We start from the raw sequence: 4,584 nt of genomic DNA on the forward strand, positions 1-4,584 counted from the left end.
CCCCGACCCCGACGCGCTGGCCGCGCTGTGCCGGCGCCGCCGCGTCAAGGCGCTGTACGCCATGCCGACGATGCACAACCCGCTGGGCTGGGTGATGAGCGCGAGCCGCCGCCGCGCCCTGGTGGCGGTGGCGCGGCAGCACGGGCTGCTCGTCATCGAGGACGCCGCCTACGCCTTCCTGGTGGAGAAGGCGCCGCCGCCGCTGGCGGCGCTGGCACCGGAGACCACGGTCTACGTGTCGGGCTACTCCAAGAGCGTGGCCACCGGCCTGCGCGTGGGCTGCGTGGCCGCGCCGCCGCAATGGGTGGGCGCGATCGAGCGCGCGATCCGCGCCACCACCTGGAACACGCCGGGCGTGATGACTGCCATCACCTGCGGCTGGCTCGACGACGGCACGGTGGACCGGCTGGAAGCCGGCAAGCGCCGGGACGCGCGCGCGCGCCAGCAACTCGCGGCGCAGGTGCTGGGCGCGCTGCGGCGCGTGAGCCACCCGGCCTCGTACTTCGTCTGGCTGCCGCTGGCGGAAGAGGTGCGCGCCGACCAGGTGGCCGCGGCGCTGATGCGCGAGCGCGTCTCGGTGTCCACCGCCGAGCCCTTTGCCACGTCGGCGCGGGTGCCGCACGCGATCCGGCTGGCGCTGGGCTCGGTGGACTTCGACACGCTGCGCGAGGCGCTGGAGACCGTGGCGGCGGTGATCGCCGAGCGCACGTACTGAGAGGCATCGACCTTCGCACGCGGTCGAAGGCGGTCGCCTCGGCGGCGCGCCCGGCCTCCGCATGGCCGCGCTTCCGACCCTTGAAACCGCCGCACCGGCCCCTACTTCGAGAACCGAGCCGGCGGGTCGGTCTCCTGCCGGTGCCAACCCTGCATCGGAGGACATACACCATGTACGAATCGATCCTGAATCACCCGTACAGCCTGTTTGGCCAGTTCGAGCGCCTGCGTCGTGAACTCGACGACGTGTTCGGCGTTTCCGGGTTGCCCAACAGCATCCGCTCGGTCGCCGCGGGCACGACCCCGGCGATCAACATCGGCCGCACCGCCAGCAGCGTGGAGATCTATGCCTTCGCGCCCGGCCTGGACGCGTCGAAGATCGAGGTCACGCTCGACCGCGGCGTGCTGCGCATCTCGGGCGAGCGCGCGCCGGGCATCCCGACCGGCGACCCCAAGGTGCAGGTCTATGCCCGCGAACGCGGCACCGGCCGCTTCGCCCGGGCGATCTCGCTCCCCGACGATGTGGATGCCGCACACGTGAACGCGAGCTACCGCGACGGCGTGCTGCAGGTCAGCGTGGCGCGCCGCGAATCGGCCCAACCCCAGCGCATCACCGTGCAGTGACGCGCCAGCACGACACACAGGAGAACCCATCATGAGCGACAAGAAGCAAGTGACCGCCCGCGCCGCCGTCGACACCGAACAGCAACGTGCCGTGTCACCCGCGGTCGATGTGTTCGAGGACGCCTCCGGCATCACGCTGCTGGCCGACATGCCCGGCGTGCCCAGGGATCAGCTGGATCTGAAGATCGAGGGCGACGCGCTGCTGATCGAAGGCGCAGTGCAGCAACCCACGCCCGATGGCCTGGAGGCGGTGTATGCCGAAGTGCGGGTGCCGCGCTACCGGCGCAGCTTCACGCTGAGCCGGGAGCTCGACACGGCGCGCATCGACGCCAACCTGAAGGACGGCGTGCTGACCGTGCGGATCCCCAAGCAGGCGCACGCGCAGCCGCGGCGGATTGCCGTGACCTCGGGCTGAAACCTCGCCGCCGTCGGCATGCGGCGCCCTCGGAGCACGCGGGGGCGCCCGCGGGTCGGGGCGATGACCGCTACATCGCGTAGTCGCCGCTGGCCTCGGGCTGGAACAGCAGGGCCACCACCTCGGCGGCCCGCGCCTCGCCCGCCGGCGTGGACCAGCGCGCCACGGCGCCGACCGTCAGCCCCAGCAGGCTGCAGCCCACCGGCGACAGCACCGACACGAAACCCGCCGCGGGCTCCGCGTCGGCCGGGTAGCAGAGCGTGAGCCGGCTGCGCAGGCCGCTGGCCAGGTCGTGCAGCAGCACCTGCGAATACATGGTCACCACGTCGGGCCGGACCTGGCGTGAGGGCACGACGGTGCAGGCGTCGAGCAGCGGCTCGATCGCCGCGGCAGCGACGCCGGGCCGCTGACGGCGCGCGAGGCTCAGCAGACGAACATGGTCCAGCTCGGTGAGCGTGCGCTCGAGTGTCAAGACTTCCACGGGGCATTCCTTCGATGAGGGGCGCCGTGCCGGGCCATCGCCGGCACACGCCATCGCGCGGGCTGGGGGCCCGGCGATCGGAGGTTTGCGCAGAGGGGGTGGAGGTGATCGCCGGGCCTAGGGGTGTGCGGCCGGCAGACGGGTGCGCGAGCCCGCCCCGGCCCGCAAGGCGGGTCCGCGCAGCGCGGCGGTGCGGGCAAGGGAGCACATGGCGGCACTCTAGGCGGCCCTCCTCAGGGACGCAACGGACGGCGGCCAAGTCGCACTGCGGCGTGGGCGTATTGCCTCGACGGCGGACCGGGACGCTGCGCTCAGATCTTCGGGATGCGCAGCGTCTTGCTGATCATCAGCGTGCCCGACAGCGCGAACATCAGCACCAGCGGGTGCAGCGTCCAGCCGGCGATCGACCAGGCGCCGCCGGGCGGCGGCGCCGTGAGGCCGCCCTGCTGCCACGCGATGGCCGCGAGCACCGCGGTCAGCACCACGCTGGTGGGAATGGGCGTGCCCTCGAAGTACGGCACCTTGGCGGCGCCGGCCGACAGGCTCTCGGCGGTGACGTTGTAGCGCGCCAGCCGGCTCACGCCGCAGCACACGAAGTAGATCAGCACCACCACGTCCCAGCCGCCGCGCAGGCCCGCGGCGAACGCCAGCGCTGCCGGGGCCACGCCGAAGGAGATCACGTCGGCCAGCGAATCGAGCTCGCGGCCCAGCGCCGAGTGCTGCTGCCGCCAGCGCGCCACGCGGCCGTCGAGCCAGTCGAACGCGAAGGCCAGCGGCGCCATCGCGGCAGCCCACAGGAAGTCGGACAGCTCGCCGCTGCCCATGTAGAGCATCGCCAGGAACACGCCGGCCGTGCCGCAGGCGGCGTTGCCCAGCGTCACGAAGTCCGCGAGATGGAAGCCGCGGATCATCGACAGGTGGCGCGGGAGCGGCTTGGATGGCGGTGTGTCGTGGGGCATGCAGACCTCGGCGAGTGCGGGCAGTGCTGAATTGCAGGGACGGCGATGGTCTCAGCGGCTGTCGCCAACCGGCGCCGCCCTGACGATGCGCGAGGGCACGGCGAACGTGCCGCCGCCCAGGTGGTGCAGCGTGTGCAGCTCGGCGTTGTCGTCGCGGAACGACCAGCGCCCGTCGGCGAACACGCGCGGGTCGGCCTGCGCCGAGACCACCTCGCCGAACACGGTGTCGTAGGCCGCCTCGGTGAGCGGCTCGGGGATGCGGCGCAGCTCCAGCCAGGCCACGCAGCCTTCGACGAGCGGCAGGCCCAGCACCGGACCCGGTGTGGCGCGGAGGCCGAAGCGGGCGAACTTGTCGACCTCGCGCCCGCTCTCGCTGCCCACGGCGTAGCTCAGGTCGGCCAGCGCTGCGCACGGCAGCCCGATCGCGAAACGGCCGCTGGCCTCGAGCAGCTCGCGCGTGAAGGTCTTCTTGTCGACCACGACGGCGATGCGCGGCGGCGTGAACTCGACCGGCATCGACCAGGCCGCGGCCATCAGGTTGCGGCGGCCTCCGTGTTCGGTGACGATCAGCACCGTGGGGCCGTGGTTGACCAGGCGGCTGGCATGGTCGAGGGTGACGGGGTGCATCGGCATCATGCGGGCAGTCTACGGGGGCGGCAGCGTTAGCATCGGCGCCGTCATGAAGCGCACCGTGCCCCAGCAGCCCCACGGAAGCTTCCTCGCCAGCTTGGCGACGGCGCGCTGAGCGAGCGCGATGAGCCTGCTCCCCCTGCTGCGCCACCTGTCATGGCCCGAGCTGCGGCACCACGCCGCACGCCACGCCATCGCCGTGCTGGCGGTGATGCTGGGCGTGGCGCTGGCGTTCTCGGTGCACCTGATCAACGCGTCGGCGCTGTCGGAGTTCGGCGCGGCGGTGCGCAGCGTCAACGGCGAGCCCGACCTGAGCCTGCGCGCCGTGAGCGGCAGCGGCTTCGACGAGGCGCTCTACGGCCGCGTGGCCACGCACCCGCAGGTGGTGCTGGCGTCGCCGGTGGTCGAGGTGGACACCTACGCGCTCGACGCGCAGGGCCGGCGCGTGGCGCTGCGGGTGCTGGGGCTCGATGCGCTGGTGGCCCCGGCGCTCTCGCCGACCCTGCTGCCCGAGCCGGCCGCCGGTGCCGACCGCCTGGCGATGCTGGACCCTGGCGTGGTGTTCCTGAACCCGGCCGCGCAAGCGCTGCTGAAGCCGGACGGCGGCGACGGCCTGCTGCGCATGCAGAGCGGCCTGCGCCTCGTGACGCTGCGCATCGCCGGCGGCAGCAGCGCGCCAGGCGCGCCACTGGCCCTGATGGACCTGGCCGGTGCGCAGCAGGCCTTCGAGCGGCTGGGCCGGCTGAGCCGCATCGACTGCG

6 protein-coding genes and 1 pseudogene are annotated in these 4,584 nt (G+C 72.9%); 4 read left to right on the forward strand and 3 right to left on the reverse strand.

All coding sequences use genetic code 11. The features are described from left to right. The 3 genes from x551_RS18665 to x551_RS18675 all read left to right on the forward strand — a co-directional run. Nucleotides 1-715: PLP-dependent aminotransferase family protein (locus x551_RS18665; protein ID WP_036250122.1), on the forward strand; the 715-nt coding region annotated here is incomplete at its 5' end. Between the two features lie 170 nt (nucleotides 716-885). Next, the gene (locus x551_RS18670) at nucleotides 886-1,338 is read left to right on the forward strand and encodes an Hsp20/alpha crystallin family protein (RefSeq protein ID WP_036235252.1); all 453 of its coding nucleotides are present in this window, start codon (nucleotides 886-888) and stop codon (nucleotides 1,336-1,338) included. A 31-nt stretch (nucleotides 1,339-1,369) separates the two neighbouring features. Further along, entirely contained in the window at nucleotides 1,370-1,753 is a 384-nt protein-coding gene (locus x551_RS18675) for an Hsp20/alpha crystallin family protein (protein ID WP_036235250.1), read from the forward strand. A gap of 70 nt (nucleotides 1,754-1,823) precedes the next feature. Here the strand turns inward: x551_RS18675 and x551_RS18680 are convergent, their stop codons facing one another. The 3 genes from x551_RS18680 to x551_RS18690 form a co-directional block, all read right to left on the reverse strand. Further along, nucleotides 1,824-2,234 carry a GreA/GreB family elongation factor gene (locus x551_RS18680; RefSeq protein WP_036250125.1) on the reverse strand — a complete coding sequence of 137 codons (411 nt, stop codon included), beginning with the start codon at nucleotides 2,232-2,234 and terminating at the stop codon, nucleotides 1,824-1,826. Between the two features lie 311 nt (nucleotides 2,235-2,545). After that, entirely contained in the window at nucleotides 2,546-3,193 is a 648-nt protein-coding gene (locus tag x551_RS18685; RefSeq protein WP_036235249.1) for a CDP-alcohol phosphatidyltransferase family protein, read from the reverse strand. Nucleotides 3,194-3,244: 51 nt separating this feature from the next. Further along, the gene (locus x551_RS18690) at nucleotides 3,245-3,829 is read right to left on the reverse strand and encodes a flavin reductase family protein (protein WP_036235247.1); all 585 of its coding nucleotides are present in this window, start codon (nucleotides 3,827-3,829) and stop codon (nucleotides 3,245-3,247) included. Nucleotides 3,830-3,947: 118 nt separating this feature from the next. Here x551_RS18690 and x551_RS18695 point away from each other — a divergent pair. Further along, nucleotides 3,948-4,584: pseudogene (locus x551_RS18695) on the forward strand (ABC transporter permease); the annotation flags it as partial.

The organism is Methylibium sp. T29 (assembly GCF_000576205.1).
GTDB lineage: Bacteria > Pseudomonadota > Gammaproteobacteria > Burkholderiales > Burkholderiaceae_C > Methylibium > Methylibium petroleiphilum.